General features: G+C 72.2%; 14 protein-coding genes. 6 read left to right on the top strand and 8 right to left on the bottom strand.

Going from position 1 to position 15120, the window contains the following annotated elements:
* Positions 1-16: 16 nt before the first annotated feature.
* Positions 17-1624, bottom strand: coding sequence for a DHA2 family efflux MFS transporter permease subunit (locus ABTW87_RS10905; RefSeq protein ID WP_350650614.1), 1608 nt, complete (start codon positions 1622-1624; stop codon positions 17-19).
* Between the two features lie 312 nt (positions 1625-1936).
* On the opposite strand from ABTW87_RS10905, the gene ABTW87_RS10900 reads away from it, so the two are divergent.
* Both ABTW87_RS10900 and leuS read left to right on the top strand, forming a co-directional pair.
* Positions 1937-2650 carry a DUF998 domain-containing protein gene (locus ABTW87_RS10900; protein WP_350650613.1) on the top strand — a complete coding sequence of 238 codons (714 nt, stop codon included), beginning with the start codon at positions 1937-1939 and terminating at the stop codon, positions 2648-2650.
* Positions 2651-2689: 39 nt separating this feature from the next.
* Complete coding sequence (gene leuS / locus ABTW87_RS10895) at positions 2690-5143, top strand: leucine--tRNA ligase (RefSeq protein ID WP_350650612.1); 2454 nt, start codon at positions 2690-2692, stop codon at positions 5141-5143.
* Between the two features lie 88 nt (positions 5144-5231).
* Here leuS and ABTW87_RS10890 read toward each other — a convergent pair whose 3' ends face one another.
* Positions 5232-6491: an FAD-binding oxidoreductase gene (locus ABTW87_RS10890; protein WP_350650611.1), complete on the bottom strand. Its 1260-nt coding sequence runs from the start codon at positions 6489-6491 to the stop codon at positions 5232-5234.
* Here ABTW87_RS10890 and ABTW87_RS10885 point away from each other — a divergent pair.
* Positions 6490-6930 carry an STAS domain-containing protein gene (locus tag ABTW87_RS10885; RefSeq protein WP_350650610.1) on the top strand — a complete coding sequence of 147 codons (441 nt, stop codon included), beginning with the start codon at positions 6490-6492 and terminating at the stop codon, positions 6928-6930. The genes ABTW87_RS10890 and ABTW87_RS10885 overlap by 2 nt on opposite strands.
* Here ABTW87_RS10885 and ABTW87_RS10880 read toward each other — a convergent pair.
* Positions 6844-7821 carry a sigma-70 family RNA polymerase sigma factor gene (locus tag ABTW87_RS10880; RefSeq protein WP_350650609.1) on the bottom strand — a complete coding sequence of 326 codons (978 nt, stop codon included), beginning with the start codon at positions 7819-7821 and terminating at the stop codon, positions 6844-6846. The two genes, ABTW87_RS10885 and ABTW87_RS10880, sit on opposite strands and share 87 nt — an antisense overlap.
* Positions 7822-7948: 127 nt before the next feature.
* On the opposite strand from ABTW87_RS10880, the gene ABTW87_RS10875 reads away from it, so the two are divergent.
* The gene (locus ABTW87_RS10875) at positions 7949-8767 is read left to right on the top strand and encodes an alpha/beta fold hydrolase (protein ID WP_350650608.1); all 819 of its coding nucleotides are present in this window, start codon (positions 7949-7951) and stop codon (positions 8765-8767) included.
* Between the two features lie 114 nt (positions 8768-8881).
* The gene (locus ABTW87_RS10870; RefSeq protein ID WP_350650735.1) at positions 8882-9160 is read left to right on the top strand and encodes a GYD domain-containing protein; all 279 of its coding nucleotides are present in this window, start codon (positions 8882-8884) and stop codon (positions 9158-9160) included.
* Positions 9161-9206: 46 nt separating this feature from the next.
* Here ABTW87_RS10870 and ABTW87_RS10865 read toward each other — a convergent pair whose 3' ends face one another.
* The gene (locus ABTW87_RS10865) at positions 9207-11537 is read right to left on the bottom strand and encodes an acylase (RefSeq protein ID WP_350650607.1); all 2331 of its coding nucleotides are present in this window, start codon (positions 11535-11537) and stop codon (positions 9207-9209) included.
* Positions 11538-11766: 229 nt separating this feature from the next.
* The gene (locus ABTW87_RS10860; RefSeq protein ID WP_350650606.1) at positions 11767-12675 is read right to left on the bottom strand and encodes a DMT family transporter; all 909 of its coding nucleotides are present in this window, start codon (positions 12673-12675) and stop codon (positions 11767-11769) included.
* Between the two features lie 311 nt (positions 12676-12986).
* On the opposite strand from ABTW87_RS10860, the gene ABTW87_RS10855 reads away from it, so the two are divergent.
* Positions 12987-13913 carry an NAD-dependent epimerase/dehydratase family protein gene (locus ABTW87_RS10855; protein ID WP_350650605.1) on the top strand — a complete coding sequence of 309 codons (927 nt, stop codon included), beginning with the start codon at positions 12987-12989 and terminating at the stop codon, positions 13911-13913.
* Between the two features lie 90 nt (positions 13914-14003).
* Here the strand turns inward: ABTW87_RS10855 and ABTW87_RS10850 are convergent, their stop codons facing one another.
* The 3 genes from ABTW87_RS10850 to ABTW87_RS10840 are packed head-to-tail and all read right to left on the bottom strand — an operon-like array spanning position 14004 to position 14911.
* A complete protein-coding gene (locus ABTW87_RS10850) occupies positions 14004-14390 on the bottom strand; it encodes a GIY-YIG nuclease family protein (RefSeq protein WP_350650604.1) in 387 nt (128 codons plus the stop codon).
* A gap of 9 nt (positions 14391-14399) precedes the next feature.
* Complete coding sequence (locus tag ABTW87_RS10845) at positions 14400-14660, bottom strand: hypothetical protein (protein ID WP_350650603.1); 261 nt, start codon at positions 14658-14660, stop codon at positions 14400-14402.
* Positions 14648-14911, bottom strand: coding sequence for a DivIVA domain-containing protein (locus ABTW87_RS10840; protein WP_350650602.1), 264 nt, complete (start codon positions 14909-14911; stop codon positions 14648-14650). Before ABTW87_RS10840 ends, ABTW87_RS10845 begins: the two co-directional genes overlap by 13 nt.
* Positions 14912-15120: the final 209 nt, after the last annotated feature.

Raw genomic sequence — 15120 nt, 5'->3', positions numbered from 1 at the left:
CCTCGCTGGCTCGGAATCAGTGAACGACCACCGGCGTCTTCGGCTGTTCCCCCGGCCCGCCCGGCTGGTCGTCCAGCAGGTGCGACCGCTCACGCCGCCTCGGCAGCAGCGCGGCCGGGATGAACGTCAGCACGACCAGGGCGAACGCCACCCAGAACGTCGAGGCGAAGGAGCCGGCGGCGAAGTCCAGCCCCCGCTCGATCAGCGACGGGTCCGGAACCTGCTGGGCCAGCTCCGGCCGCTGCTGGGCGGCGATGGCCAGCCCGGCCTCGGTGACCGGGTTGCCGTCCGGGTCGGTCACGCCGGGGATGACCCGGGAGCCGTTCAGCTCGTTGGTGAGGATCACCGACATCACGGCGGCACCGACCGAGCCGCCGATCTGCTGGAGGATGTTCACGAGCGTGGAGCCGCGGGCCACCTCGTGACCGGTCAGGGTCCGCAGCGCCGACGTCATGATCGGCATCATCGTGCCGCCCATGCCCAGGCCCATGACGAACAGCGAACCGCACAGCAGCACGTACGACGTGTCCGCGTCGAGCTGGGTGAAGGTGAACAGGCCGGCGACGATCAGCAGCAGCGCGAACGGCACGGTGCGGCCGACCGGCACCTTGTCGGCGAGCGTGCCGGCGATCGGCATGGTGACCATCGCCCCGAGGCCCTGCGGCGCCATCAGCAGGCCGGCGTGCAGGGTGGACTCGCCGCGCACCTGGAGGAAGTAGCTCGGGAACAGCAGGCCGGCGCCCATGAACGCGATGATGAAGACGAACAGGGTCACCGCGGCGACCGTCAGCCTGCGGTTGCGGAACAGCCGCAGGTCGAGCAGCGGGTGCTTCGGCTTGAAGGAGTAGAGGACGAACGCCACCACGAGCGCGGCGCCGACCAGCATGGGCACCCAGACCTTCGGGTCGGCGAACGTGCCGGTCTCGGGCAGCGTCGAGACGCCGTACAGGAAGAGAGCGAGGCCGGGCGAGAGCATCAGCATGCCGAGGAAGTCGAACGACTCCGACGGTTCCGGGTTGTCCTTCGGGAGGGCCAGCTGCGCGTACACCAGCGCGACGACGCCGATCGGCAGGTTGATCAGGAAGATCCAGTGCCAGCTCGCCGTGTCGATCAGCCAGCCGCCCAGGATCGGGCCGCTGATCGGGCCGAGCAGCATCGGGATGCCGAGGACGGCCATCAGCCGGCCGATGCGGTGCGGGCCGGCCGCCCGGGTCATGATCGCCATGCCGATCGGCATGAGCATGCCGCCGCCGAGGCCCTGGAGCACCCGGTACGCGATCAGCTCACCGATGGTGTCGGCGGTGGCGCACAGGCCGGACCCGATCGTGAACAGCGCCAGCGCGATCATGTAGAGCCGTTTGGTGCCGAACCGGTCGGCGGCCCACCCGCTGAGCGGGATGACCGTGGCCAGGGCAAGCGTGTAGCCGGTCATCGTCCACGCCACCCGGGCGTAGGTGGCGTCGAACTCGCTCTGGAAGGTCGGCAGCGCGACGCTGACCACCGTCACGTCGAGGATCGACATGATCGCGCCGAGCACGACGACGCCGGCCACCTTGAGCACCGCGGCGTCGAGCTTGTCCGATGTCGGAACAGGCTGCGATGCCGCGACGGATTGCTGTGTCACGAAGTCTCCTGAAGTCGGATCGACCGAACGGATGAGGGGTGGTGGCACCCCGGCGCCTGCCGGTTGGCGGGAACGGCACGAGGTAGGAGCGAAGCCCGCAGGGCAGAGTAGCCCTCGCCACCGACACCTCGCCGCCGCTTTAGCGGCAGGCAGAGTCGGTTGTGAGGACCACCACGGCCGCGCCGGTGGCCGGCACGCCGGTGACGGTACGAACGGTGCGGACGTGACGGGCGCGTCAACTCCGGTTGACAGCGTTTGCGTCGTCAACGTACGTTGACAGAACGCTCCTCTCCCGCAAGGAGGAATCCGGCGATGACCACGACCACCCTGATCCCCGCGGCCACACCGCCCGCTCCCCGACCGGGCCGCCTGACGAGGGCGCTCCTGCTCTGCGGCATCGTCGCCGGCCCGCTGTTCGTCCTCGCGTTCCTGGTCGACGGCGCCCTCCGCGACGACTACGACCCGCTGCGACACCCGATCAGCTCGCTCTCCCTCGGCGAGCGCGGCTGGACCCAGACGGTCAACTTCCTGGTGTACGGCGCGCTCACCCTCGCCTTCGCGGTCGGGGCGCGCCGCGTCCTCCGGCCGGGCCGGGCGGCGACCTGGGGGCCCCTGCTCATCGGGGTGTGGGCGATCAGCCTGATCGCCGCCGGCGCGTTCACCACCGACCCGGTCAGCGGCTACCCACCCGGCACCCCCGACCTGCCGGCCGGCTACAGCACGTCCGGCGCACTGCACGACGCGGCGGCGCTGATCGGGTTCCCGGCGCTGGTCGCCGCCACCTTCGTCCTCACCCGCCGGTTCGCCGGGCAGCGCCGGCGCGGCTGGGCGGCCTGGTCGGCGCTCATCGGGCTGGTCTTCCTGACCGGGTTCGTCGTCGCCAGCCTCGGCTTCGCCCAGGCCGCCGCTCTGGTCGACCTCGCCGGTCTCTACCAGCGCCTCACCGTGGGCACCGGCCTGCTCTGGCTCACCCTGCTCGCCGTCGATCTGCGCAACCGGGGCGGCAGGCCGGATTCGCTAAGCTGACGGGGCTTTTTATCCGAGGGACGAAACTGGTGCGCAGACGTGAGTGACGGTGCCGGGACCTACGACTTCGCCTCCATCCAGGACCGCTGGCGTCCGGTCTGGGACGGAACCCCGCTCTTCGAGGCGGCGGACGACGGCAGCCGGGAGCGTCGCTACCTGCTCGACATGTTCGCGTACCCGTCCGGGGACCTGCACATGGGCCACGCGGAGGCGTACGCCTTCGGTGACGCCCTCGCCCGCTACTGGGTCCAGCGCGGCTTCGACGTGCTGCATCCGGTCGGCTGGGACTCGTTCGGCCTGCCCGCGGAGAACGCGGCGATCAGGCGCGGTGAGCACCCCGCCGACTGGACGTACGCCAACATCGACACCCAGGCGGAGTCGTTCCGCCGGTACGGGGTCGCGTTCGACTGGCGGACCCGCCTGCACACCAGCGACCCCGAGTACTACCGCTGGACGCAGTGGCTGTTCCTGCGGTTCTACGACCGTGGCCTCGCGTACCGGCAGCGGTCGGCGGTCAACTGGTGTCCGGTCGACCAGACCGTCCTCGCCAACGAGCAGGTCATCGGCGGGCAGTGCGAGCGGTGCGGCGCCGAGGTCACCAAGCGCGAGCTGACCCAGTGGTTCTTCCGGATCACGCGGTACGCCGACCGGCTGCTCGACGACATGAAGCAGCTCGAGGGCGCCTGGCCGGACCGGGTGCTCGCCATGCAGCGCAACTGGATCGGCCGCTCGGTCGGCGCGTACCTGGACTTCCACGTCGACGGGTACCCGGAGCCGGTGTCCGTCTTCACCACCCGCCCCGACACGATCTTCGGCGCCACCTTCCTGGTCGTGGCGGCCGACTCCGCGCTCGCCGAGGAGCTGTGCGCCCCGGAGTGCCGGGCGGCGTTCGACGAGTACGTGGAGGCGACCCGCCGGGAGAGCGACATCGACCGAATGGCGGCGGACCGCACGAAGACCGGTGTGTTCCTCGGCCGGTACGCGGCGCATCCGTTCACCGGCGCGAAGATCCCGGTGTGGGCGAGCGACTACGTGCTCGCCGGCTACGGCACCGGCGCCATCATGGCGGTACCGGCTCACGACCAGCGCGACCTCGACTTCGCCCGCGGGTTCGACCTGCCCGTCGTCGCCATCACGGCCGAGGCGGACCCGGCCCGGACCGGCGTCGCCACCGCGGCGGAGGGCCCCCGGATCCACTCCGATCTCCTCGACGGGCTCGACCGGGAGGCCGCCACCGACCGCGTGGTGGCGGAGGTCGAGGCGCGGGCCTGCGGCCGGGCGGGCATCAACTACCGGCTGCGGGACTGGCTGATCTCCCGCCAGCGCTTCTGGGGCTGCCCGATCCCGATCGTCCACTGCCCGTCCTGCGGCGAGGTTCCCGTCCCCGACGACGAGCTTCCCGTACGCCTGCCGGACCTGCGCGGCGCCGCCCTCGCCCCGGCCGGCGTGTCACCGCTGGCGACCGCCCGGGAGTGGGCCGAGGTGCCCTGCCCGCGCTGCGGCGGCCCGGCCGAGCGGGACACCGACACCATGGACACCTTCGTCGACTCGTCGTGGTACTTCCTGCGCTACTGCTCGCCGAACTACACCGACGGTCCGTTCGACCCGGAGGCGGTGCGCCGCTGGCTGCCGGTGGCGCAGTACGTCGGCGGCGTCGAGCACGCCATCCTGCACCTGCTCTACGCGCGGTTCTTCACCAAGGTCCTGCAGGACATGGGCATGATCGACTTCAACGAGCCGTTCACGGCGCTGCTCAACCAGGGCCAGGTGATCCTGAACGGCGCGGCCATGTCGAAGTCCAAGGGCAACATGGTCAACCTCGGCGAGCAGATCGACACGTACGGGGTCGACGCGGTTCGTCTCACGATGGTCTTCGCCGGCCCGCCCGAGGACGACATCGACTGGGCCGACGTGTCGCCGTCGGGTTCGGTCCGCTTCCTGGCCCGGGCGCTGCGCCTGGCCGCTGACGTCACATCGGCGCCGGGAACCGACCCGGCGACCGGTGACGTGGCCATGCGCCGCGTCACGCACCGGCTGGTTGACGCGGTGACCACGCTGATCGAGGGCCACCGCTTCAACGTGGCCGTCGCGCGCACGATGGAGCTGGTCAACGCCGCCCGCAAGGCGATCGACAGCGGCCAGGGCGGCGACCCGGCCGTCCGGGAGGCGGTCGAGGCGGTCGCGGTGGTGCTGTCCCTGTTCACCCCGTACACCGCCGAGGAGATGTGGTCGCGCCTGGGCCACCGGCCGAGCGTCGCCCGTGCCGGTTGGCCGGCGGTCGATCCCGCCCTGGCGGCCGAGTCGACCACCGTCTGCGTCGTGCAGCTCAACGGCAAGGTGCGGCACCGGCTGGACGTGCCGGTGGACATCTCCGAGGAGGAGCTGACGCGGCGGGTGCTGGCGGACAGCGCGGTTTCCGCGCTGCTCGCGGACCGCCCGGTGACCCGGACGATCGTGCGCCCGCCAAGACTGGTGAACCTGCTAATCGGATGAGCTGAGCCCGGCCGGTCACCGGGCCGACGTGGACGACCGCCGGATCGGCGTCGGCGTCGGCGAAGCCGGCCGAACGGGCGGCCGCCCCTCACCGTCCGGCGGCGCAGACCAGATCCGCGGCGTGCGGCGGGACGGCGAGGCCGGCGGCGAAGACGTTGTCCGGGTCGTGGGCGGCCTTGATCCGCCGCAGCGCGGCCCAGTTCCGCGCGGTGAACGCGGTCGCCGTCCGTGCCGGGTCCGGCAGGAAGTTGAGGAAGCTGCTGCCCAGGCCGGCGCGGCGCAGCGCAGCCGCCGTACCCGGCGTCGGGACGGTGTCCAGCACGACCGACAGCGGCGCGTCGCGGTGCGCGGCGGCGCCGGAGTCCCGGGCGATTCGGCCACCCCAGTGCCGGATCTCCACGGTGGCGTCGGGCTCGGCCGCCAGCGCGGCCACCAGGTCGTCGTCGAGGACGCGCACCTGGTCGAAGGTACGGGCGAAGGTGCCGCCCATCGCCGCCCGCGGGTAGTCGACGACCCGTAGGCCGTCGTGGACGACCGGCCCGGCGGCGGCGAGCAGCGGCTCCAGTAGCGCCCGGCCCCGGTCGGGGTCGCCGGCGTACATCGCCTTCACCACGAGCGACCCGTCGCGGGTGAGCAGCAGCGCGGTGCTGAGCGCGTCGGGCACCCGCTCGATCCAGTCCCGGTAGTGGAGCAGCGTCTCGGCGGCCCGCTCCCGGCCGAAGGTGACCGCGCCGGCGTACACCCGGGTGATCGGGTAGAGGCGGAACTCCAGCTCGGTGACCACCCCGAACGAGCCACCGCCGCCGCGCAGCGCCCAGAACAGGTCCGGGTTGCGGTCCGCGTCGGCGATCCGCACCGTGCCGTCGGCGGTGACCACCCGGGCGCGCAGCACGCTGTCGGCGGCCAGGCCGTGCGCCCGGGCCAGCCAGCCCAGGCCGCCGCCGAGCGTGTAGCCGACCACGCCCACGTCCGGCGAGGAGCCGGAGAGCGGCGCGAGCCCGAACGGCGCCGCCGCGGCCAGCACGTCACCCCAGCGGGTGCCGGGCCCCACCCGGGCGACCCGCCGGTCCGGGTCGATCAGGACCGCCGACATCGCATCGGTACGCAGCAGCAGCGCGCCGTCGTGCGCGACGTGGGTCCCGTGGCCGGTGGCCTGCACGGCGAACGGCAGTTCGTGGTGGCGGGCGGCCAGCACCGCCCGGCGTACGTCCTCGGTGTGGGCGGCCCGGACGACCGCGGCCGGGCGCGGGTCCAGCGCGGGGTTGAGCGGGCGGCGGTGCTCGTCGTAGCCGGCGTCGCCGGGCAGCAGGAGCGGGCCGGCCGTCTGGAGTGCGAGTCGAATCGTCATGCCGGTCAGACCGTGGGGGGCGGCGGGACTCATCGGCGTGACGGCGATGAATTCCGCGCCGGTGGCCGGTCCTACCGGGGTGAGCACCTACGCGGTCATCTTCGCCGTGGCCGGGACGCTGACCCGCGCGGAGATCCCCGCCCTCTGCGCCGAACTGGCCGACGAGCTGCGCGGTGCGGGCCGGGGCGTGGTGGTCTGCGACGTTGCCGGGGTGCTCGGCGCGGACGTGGTCACCGTCGAGGCGCTGGCCCGGCTGTGCCTGACCGCGCGCCGGCACGGCTGGCGGCTGGTGGTCAGCGGCGCCGACGCGGGCCTGCTGGAACTCGCCGACCTGCTCGGCCTGGCGGGCGTGCTATTCCAGCCGGTCGGGCAGGCCGAACAGCGGGAAGAGCCGGGCGGTGTCGAGGAAGTTGTTGACCGCCGAGATCCGGCCGGCTGAGATCTCCAGCACGATAAGCGCCCACGGGTCGTGCCCGGAGCCGGTCAGGCTCGGACGGTACTGCCCGAACGCGGGCAGGCCGTTGGCCACCACCGGGACCAGGCGGGAGCCCCGGCAGCCGCTTCCGGTGCCGGCCATCCAGGCGGTGATGTCGTGGTGGCCGCGCAGCCACAGCGGCAGCGGCGGCATCGACAGCGTCCCGTCCTCGTGCAGCAGCGTGGTCAGCGCCCTCAGGTCGTACGCCTCGAAGGCGCGCACGTAGCGCGCGAGCAGCGCCTGCTGCTCCTCGTCGAGCGGTTGGTGGACCTCGGCGGCGGTGTCGGTGGCGGCGAGCGTGGCCCGCGCCCGCTGCAGGGCGCTGTTGACGCTCGCGACCGTCGTGCCGAGCAGCTCGGCGACCTCCTGGGCCGACCAGGCCAGCACCTCGCGCAGGATGAGCACGGCCCGCTGCCGCGGCGGCAGGTGCTGCAGGGCGGCGACGAACGCCAGCCGGACCGACTCCCGGCCGGCGATCACCTCGGCCGGGTCGCTGCCCTCGGGCAGGACCCGGGCATCCGGCGCCGGGCCCACCCAGATCTCCTCGGGGCGCGGCTCGCCCGGGTGGGTGGCCTCGCCCGACCCGGCGGGGCCCAGGTCCATCGGCCGGACCCGGCGCTGCGCGCTGGCGAGCATGTTCAGGCAGACGTTCGTCGCGATCCGGTAGAGCCAGGTGCGCAGCGCCGACCGGCCCTCGAACCGCTCGTAGCCGCGCCACGCCCGCACGAACGTGTCCTGCACGGCGTCCTCGGCCTCGAACGCCGAGCCGAGCATCCGGTAGCAGTAGCCGGTCAGCTCCGCCCGGTACGGCTCCAGGAGCGCCTCGATCGATGTGCTGGTCGCCACGTCACTCACGCCGCCAATCTAGCCCTCACCCCCGACACTTCCGGACGCCGGAAATTTCGTGCCGGCGGCGGCGATGAGTCCGCGGCGGCCGCCCGGTCAACAGGGCATCGCGACGAAGCAACCTGAGGAGACGGCGATGACCACGACCACCGACACCACCACCGGCCGGTACGCCGACGTCAACGGCGTCGAGCTGTACTACGAGACGCACGGCGCCGGGCACCCGATGATCCTGCTGCACGGCGGCCTCGGCTCGGGCGAGATGTTCGCGCCGATCCTGCCCACGCTCGCCGAGAAGCACCAGGTCATCCTCGTCGACCTGCAGGGGCACGGCCGCACCGCCGATGTCGACCGGCCGCTGGACGTCACGCTGATGGCCGACGACGTCGCCGCCCTGATCGACCACCTCGGCCTGGCGAAGCCCGACGTCGTCGGCTACTCCCTCGGTGGCGGGGTCGCGTTCCAGGTCGCCGTGCGCCATCCGGAGAAGGTGGGCCGCCTGGTGATGGCCTCGGCAAACGTCCGCCGCGACGCCATCTACCCGGAGATGCTCGCCCAGCAGGGCCAGGTCAGCGGCGCAGCCGCCGAGTTCATGAAGGAAACCCCGATGTACGAGCTGTACCAGCGGGTGGCGCCGCGCCCGGAGGACTTCCCCCGGCTGCTCGACAAGATCGGCGAGGCGATGGCCAGGGACTTCGACTACACGGAGCAGGTACGCGGCCTGCGGGTGCCGACGCTTGTAGTCGCCGCCGACGCCGACATGGCGCCGCCCAGCCACTACGTCGAGGTGTTCACGCTGCTCGACGGCGGGCTGCGCGACGGCGGCTGGGCCGGCGAGGGCCGGCCGGCGGGCGGCCACGCCCTGGCCATCCTGCCCGGGCTGACGCACTACGACCTCTTCGCCTCGCCGCTCTTCGCCGCGGTCACCCTCGCCTTCCTCGACCAGGAGAGCTGACCCGGGAGGCGTAGCCGGCTCCGAAGTGGGTACGCGCGGCCGGGCCCGGGGAGCGCGGAAGGCGGTGGCTACGTGGCGAAGTTCCTGTTCAAGGCGACCTACACCAGCCAGGGGATGGCAGGGCTGGGCAGGGAGGGCGGGACGGCGCGCGCCGAGATCGTCCGCGCTCTCGTCGAGAACTCCGGCGGGCGGGTGGAGACGCTGTACTACGCGTTCGGCGAGTACGACCTCTACGTGATCGGCGAGCTGCCGGATTACGTGACCGCCGCCGCCCTGGGCATCGCCGTCCGGGCGGCGGGCGGGGTCGAGGCGAGCGTCGTCCCGCTGATCGCGCCCGAGGAGATCGACGCAGCCACCCAGATGCCGGTGACGTACCAGCCGCCGGGCCGGTGACGCGGCTCCGGCCCGCCGGGACGGGGGGCGGGCCGGAGCCGCACCGTCAGCGGCGGCGCTCCCCCACCCGGTACGTGACCAGGTTCGGGTCGGCCCGCAGCTGCTTCTGGGTGAACTTGATGGTGTCCCAACCCTTGCCGGAGTACAGCCGGGTCTGGTCGGCGTACCAGGGCGAGTTCGGGTTCGCCGACTGCGAGTAGGTCAGGATCTGCCGCCCCGACGGCCCGTGGCGGCCCAGTTCGACGGCCATCACGAACGACGAGCCATGCCGGATCTTCGGGTAACCGACACCGGGCTCGAACACCCCGATGATCATGTTGAACACGCCGGCCTCGTGGCGCCCGCCGTGAATCGGGACGCGCTCGGCGCCGCGCGGCTCGGTCTGGACGTCGCCGAGGCGGGCGTCGAGCGGGATGCCGGCCAGCTTGCGGACGGCGTCGGCGAGGGCCGTGCGTACCCTCGGGTCGTCGACGGCGAGCCGGTTCGGCGTGGTGAGCGGCGCGGCCGGGTCGAACTGGTCGGCGAACCGAAGCCCGCCGGCCAGGACGAACTCGGTGAACAGGTGCGCGCCCCGGCTGCCCAGGTCGACCTTCAGGTCCCACCCGCGCAGCGCGGCGCAGGCGGCGGTCAGGTCGACGGTGGTGCCGTCGGAGGCGGTGGCGCTCGGCTGCGCCTCGCAGAGCTTCACCAGGTCGTCGCGGACCAGCTCGCCGCCGTACGCCCGGTTGCCGAACGTCACATCCCACAGCCGACCGGTGGTGAACCGCTTGCCGGGCAGCCCGTCGGTGCCGGCGAGCCGCTGCCGCACCTGGTGCAGGCCGAGCCGGGTCCGCAGGCTGCGCTCGGTCCGCTCGTTGCCGATGATGCGCGGGTAGCCCTCCAGCGGGCGGGCCGGGTTGGCCAGCCAGTAGCTGTCGTTGGAGTTGGTCACGTAGTCCTTGCGGATCAGCAGGGGCAGGTTCGCCGGCCCGAGGATGCCGGGCACCGCGGCGTCCCGGTCCCGGCCCAGCTCACACGACGAGCGGGAGCCGTCGAGGACGGCCTGGCCGCTGCTGGCGTACAAGGGCTGGAAGGGCGCCGGGATGCAGGCGGCCGCGAGGGCGTCGGTGACCCGGGGCACGACGGAGTGGTCCGCGTAGAGCGCGCGGCCGTCGCGGTCGGCGGCGATGACGTTCACCCAGGGCAGGAACTGCCGCCGGTCCAACACCGACCGCAGCTCACCCACCGACTTCGCGCGGCCCATCGCCAGCCAGCCGTCGAGCGCGCGGTTGTTCGCGGCGTTGACGTCGGTGATCGCGTACGCGGCCTGCGCGGTCCAGTCGAAGCTGCCCGGCACCACGACGACCGGGCCGAAGTGGGTGTCGTAAAAGGTACGGCTGACCGGCCCGGCCGGCGTCTGCACGGTGACCGTGCGGGAGGTCATCTTCCGGGGCTGGCCGTCGTACAGGTAGCTGGTCGGGTCGCCGGGCACCAGAGCCAGCCGGTGCCAGACGAAGCGGCGGGCGGTGGAGACGGTGTGCGACCAGGCGACCCGGCCGTTGTGGCCGATCTCCACAATCGGGTCGCCGACCAGGGCCGCGCCCTCGACGTCGTACCGGCCGGGCACCTTGAGGTGCATCCGGTAGAAGCGCTCGCCGCCGTCCCACGGGAAGTGCGGGTTCGCGAGCAGCATGCCGGCGCCGCTGGCGGTGGCGTCGCGACCCAGACCGTACGCGTTGCTGCCCACCCCGGCCGGCGCGCCGTCGGCGGCTTTCACGACAACTTCGGCCTGCGGGGCGCTCGCCTTCGTGGCGGTCCCGCCGGGCGGGGCGGCGGCGACGATGCCGTCGGCGAGGGCGCCGGAGCTGGCCCGGACCATGCGCGCCCAGTTCGCCCGCCACATGTCCATCTCGGTGATTTGGCGGACCCAGTCCTTGCCCTTGCAGGCCGGGTCGGTGGTCTTCTCAGTCTTCAGGTACGCGTTGTAGCCGGCGACGAAGCCGCGGATCTGGTCGCGTACCTCGTTGGAGGGTGACCGGACGCCGTCGCGCGGGCCGACCAGCCAGCGCTCGGCGGCTTGGGTGTCGATGGCCTTCTGGTGGAACAGGTCGCTGCTGACGTTGCGGGTGTCCGCGCCGAACCAGCGGGACCGCTGGGCGTTCACGGTGACCATTTGCTCGGCGATCAGGCAGACGTTGTCCTCGGCCTGGGCGTAGCCGACGCCGTAGCCGAGGCTGGCGAAGTCGCGGGCGGTGATGTGCGGTACGCCGTAGGAGGCGCGCTGGATCAGGGCGGAGTAGCCCTTGCCGTGGGCGACGGCGGTGCCGGTGTTGACGGTGAGGCCGGCGGCGACGAGCGCGATGGTGGTGACCGCGGCGGCGAGTGGACGGGGTTTCATCGGGCGGTGCTCTTCATGGGAGGTCCTCCCCGAGTGGTGACTGTCCAGGTCCGACCGACGCTAGTGGTGAAAGTTGCTCAGGTCATCCGTCGACGGCCACCAAATATTCGGGGGTTCGCCCCAGGGGAACGTCCGCCGGGCCGACGTACCGATATCGACGCCCGCCCACAGCGTCGACCCTGCGCCCGTGCGGCCGCCGCTGCGGACAGCGACGGCCGAACGCCGCGATTCAGCTGCTGCGGGTGTTCAGCACGATGGCGGTGGCGATCAGTCCGGCACCGGCCACCCCCATCGAGCTGAGGCGATCACCGAGGAACAGCGTGGCCAGGAGCGTGGCGACCAGTGGCTCCAGCAGCGCGACCAGGGCTGCCGTACTGGCCACGCTGGTGCGCAGCCCTCGGAAGTACAGCGCGTACGCCACCGCGGTGGGTACGGTGCCCAGCAGGAGCAGCAACCCCACGGACGCCGGAGTCGGGACGAAGTCCATGCCGGCTGTCACGGCGGCCGGAGGGACGAGCATGGCCGCGCCGATCGTGAAGCTCATGCCGGTCGCGGCGAGGTCGTCGAGACCGGCGACGGGCCGCGTTCCGATGAGGGTCATGGTGGCGAAGCCGGCTGCCGACAGCAACGCGAGCCCGGCTCCGGCGAGCGCGTTCGTGGTGGTGATGCCGCCGGCCGGCCGACCGACGAGCAGGGCCAGGCCGCTGACGGCCAGCGCCACCGTGGCCAGCGCCGACGTGCTGATCCGCCGCCGCCGGAGGATCCATTCGGCTGACAGGACCAGGGCTGGTGATGTGCCGATGGTGAGCAGGGTGGCAAAACTGACGTTGGTCAGTGACACCGCGGCGAAGAAGCAGGCCTGGAAGACCGCGGCGAGCAGTCCGTTCACGACGATCCGGATCCAGGCGCGCCGGCGGCGTGGCAGCGGTTGGCGGGTCAGGCAGAGCCAGGTGAGGACGAGCACGCCGCCGGTGGCGAGCCGGTAGGCGGCCACCGCCAGCGGTGACAGCCCGGTTTCTTGGGCGAGGAGACTGCCGGTAGGGCCACCGGTGCCCCACAGCACGGCGGCGAGGACAAGAGACCACATGCCGGTGGCGGAGCGCCGGGTGGCGGCCACCGGGTGTTCGGAGACAAGCATGAAGAAATCGCTCCTGCGACGAAGGAATCGGGGTCGCGGAAGCGGGGCGTGCCGAACTCAGCGCAGGGTGAACTGCGTGTCCAGCCGGCACAGGCTGGACACGTCGAGCTGAGGCGCCCCGCTCAGGAGCGCGGCGGGGCGATGATGTGGAAGGGCCGACCCATGAGCCGATCGTAGGTAGGGCCGCTGAACGAGATGAAGCGCTTATTGGGCTGCGCTCCGGTTGTGCGAGGCGACACACCGCCAGGTCATCACACGTCCGCTCGGTACTTCGTCAACAGGGGCGACACCTACTGGAAGGGACCGAAGCCATGAGAGTCCTGCTCGCCGGCGCATCCGGCGCCATCGGTACGCCCCTCACCCGCCGACTCCTCGCCGCCGGCCACCAGGTCGTCGGCATCACCCGCAGCCAGTCCAACGCCGAGCGGCTGCGCAACGCCGGCACCGAGGCCGTGGTCGCCGACGTGCTGGACCGCGAGAACCTGCTCGCAGCCGTACGGGGCGTGCGGGCCGACGCGGTCCTGCACGAGTTGACCGCGTTGGGCACCACGAACATGCGGGCGGCGCTTCAAAGCACGAACAGCCTGCGTACCACCGGAACCGCCAACCTCCTCGCGGCCGCCCGGGCCGTCGGCGCCCACCGCTTCGTCACCCAGTCGATCGTGCTCGGGTACGGCTACCACGACCACGGCCCACACGTGATCACCGAGGACGACCCGTTCGGCGAACCCGCGAGCGGCAAGCTCGGCGAGGCCGTCGCGGCCATCCGCTCCACCGAGGAGCAGGTGTTCTCGGCCGACGAGATGGAGGGCATCGCGCTCCGCTACGGATTCTTCTACGGGCGGGACAGCATGACCAGCATGATCGTCAACCTGCTGCGCAAGCGCCGGCTACCGGTGCCCTCGTCCGGCGGCTTCGCCAACTTCATCTACCTGGAGGACGCCGCCGCGGCGACCGTGGCCGCCCTGGAGAAGGGGCGCGCCGGACAGGCGTACAACATCGTCGACGACGAGCCCGTGCGCTGGGGGGACTACCTGGACACGTTCGCGGCCCAGCTCGGGGCACGCCGGCCGTGGCGGGTCCCGAACTGGATGCTGCGGCCCATCCCGTACGTCCACGCGATGATGACCACGTCGATGCGCGTCTCCAACGCCAAGGCCAAGCGCGAGTTGGGATGGGCTCCGGCGGTGCCGACCTACCGCGAGGGCATCCCGCTGGTGGCGCAGGCGAGCCGCTGAACACCGGTGGTCAGGCGCCCTGGACAGTAAACGGCGTCCAAACCGTCCGGTATCGACGGCGATGACGATCGACCGGCGCGTGCTGCTTCATCAGCGCGGCCTGGGCACCTGACGGTTGAAGCGGGGCTTGAGGGCCAGGACCAGAGTTTCCTTCGTACCCTCCGGATTGTCGGTCTCCTGCCAGCGGACCTCGCGCTGGCTCAGCCAGCCGGCGATGTCCTGCGCTGGCGCCACGGGGCCCTGCTTGTCGAGGAGCTGGCCGACCTGCTCGTGCAGCACCGACGACCCGCGATTGCCGGTCAGGTGCTGCCGGAGGCGGTTGCGCAGATTCCCGGTCCGGCCGACGTAAATGACCGTGCCGCCGTCGAGGACCACGTGCACGCCGGGCGCGCGGGAAGCGTCGGCGACAGCCTCCATCGTGTACGGCCGGGGATCCGTGAAGCCGGCCAGCAGGTCGTCGATCAAGGGGTCGGGCATGCCCGGAGGCTACTCCCCCGTGACCCCGCACGGGCCGTCGTGGTCGTTGCGGCGTCGGCAGCGGCCGGCGCCGTCGAGCCGGGCGTCACACCAGATTCGGGTACGCAGGAACTGGCGGTCCTCCTCGCTGAGGGTGGTCTCGCCGAAGTCGATGGCGGTGACGTGGCCGAGCGAGTCGCGCAGCGCGGTAGCGAGGATGAGGGCGCCGTCGAGGCTGGTCAACGTGGTCGGCAGGTGGATGACCCAGCGGGGCGCGCTCACCGCGGCCACCTGCTGTTCGGTGAACCGGGCGGGGAGTGGCGGCAGCCGGTGTGGCGGGACTGCCACTGGCGTAGGGCCTGGCGGATGCGTTCGGACTCGGTGTTCGCGGTGGCCAGTTCCCGGTGCAGGCGGTCGAGTTCGTCGGCCAACCTGGCGAGGTAGTCGTTGACCTGGTTCGGGTCGAGGCCGCGCCAGCGGGTGTCGAAGGCAGCGGCGCGGACGTGGTGCGGGTGCAGGCGTTCCCCGGTCACGTAGATCATCGCTGCGTCCGCTCCTTGCCGATGGACGGCATGACCCTCCCGTGGTTTGCGTGATGTGGCACCGAGGCGGGCGGGGACCGTCGGTACGGCCGCGCGCCCGTACCGACCGGAGCCCAGCACCCGCCCCGGGCCCGCCTACGTCTCGCGACGCTGCCTCGGAAAAGGCTGAGCGCAGCGCGCGTTCATCGTTCGTGGGCGTCGGAGCAGCG

The organism is Micromonospora sp. NPDC126480 (genome assembly GCF_040302465.1).
GTDB lineage: Bacteria > Actinomycetota > Actinomycetes > Mycobacteriales > Micromonosporaceae > Micromonospora.
Note: the sequence above shows the minus strand (reverse complement) of the source record. Positions and strands in the feature narration are given on the sequence as shown.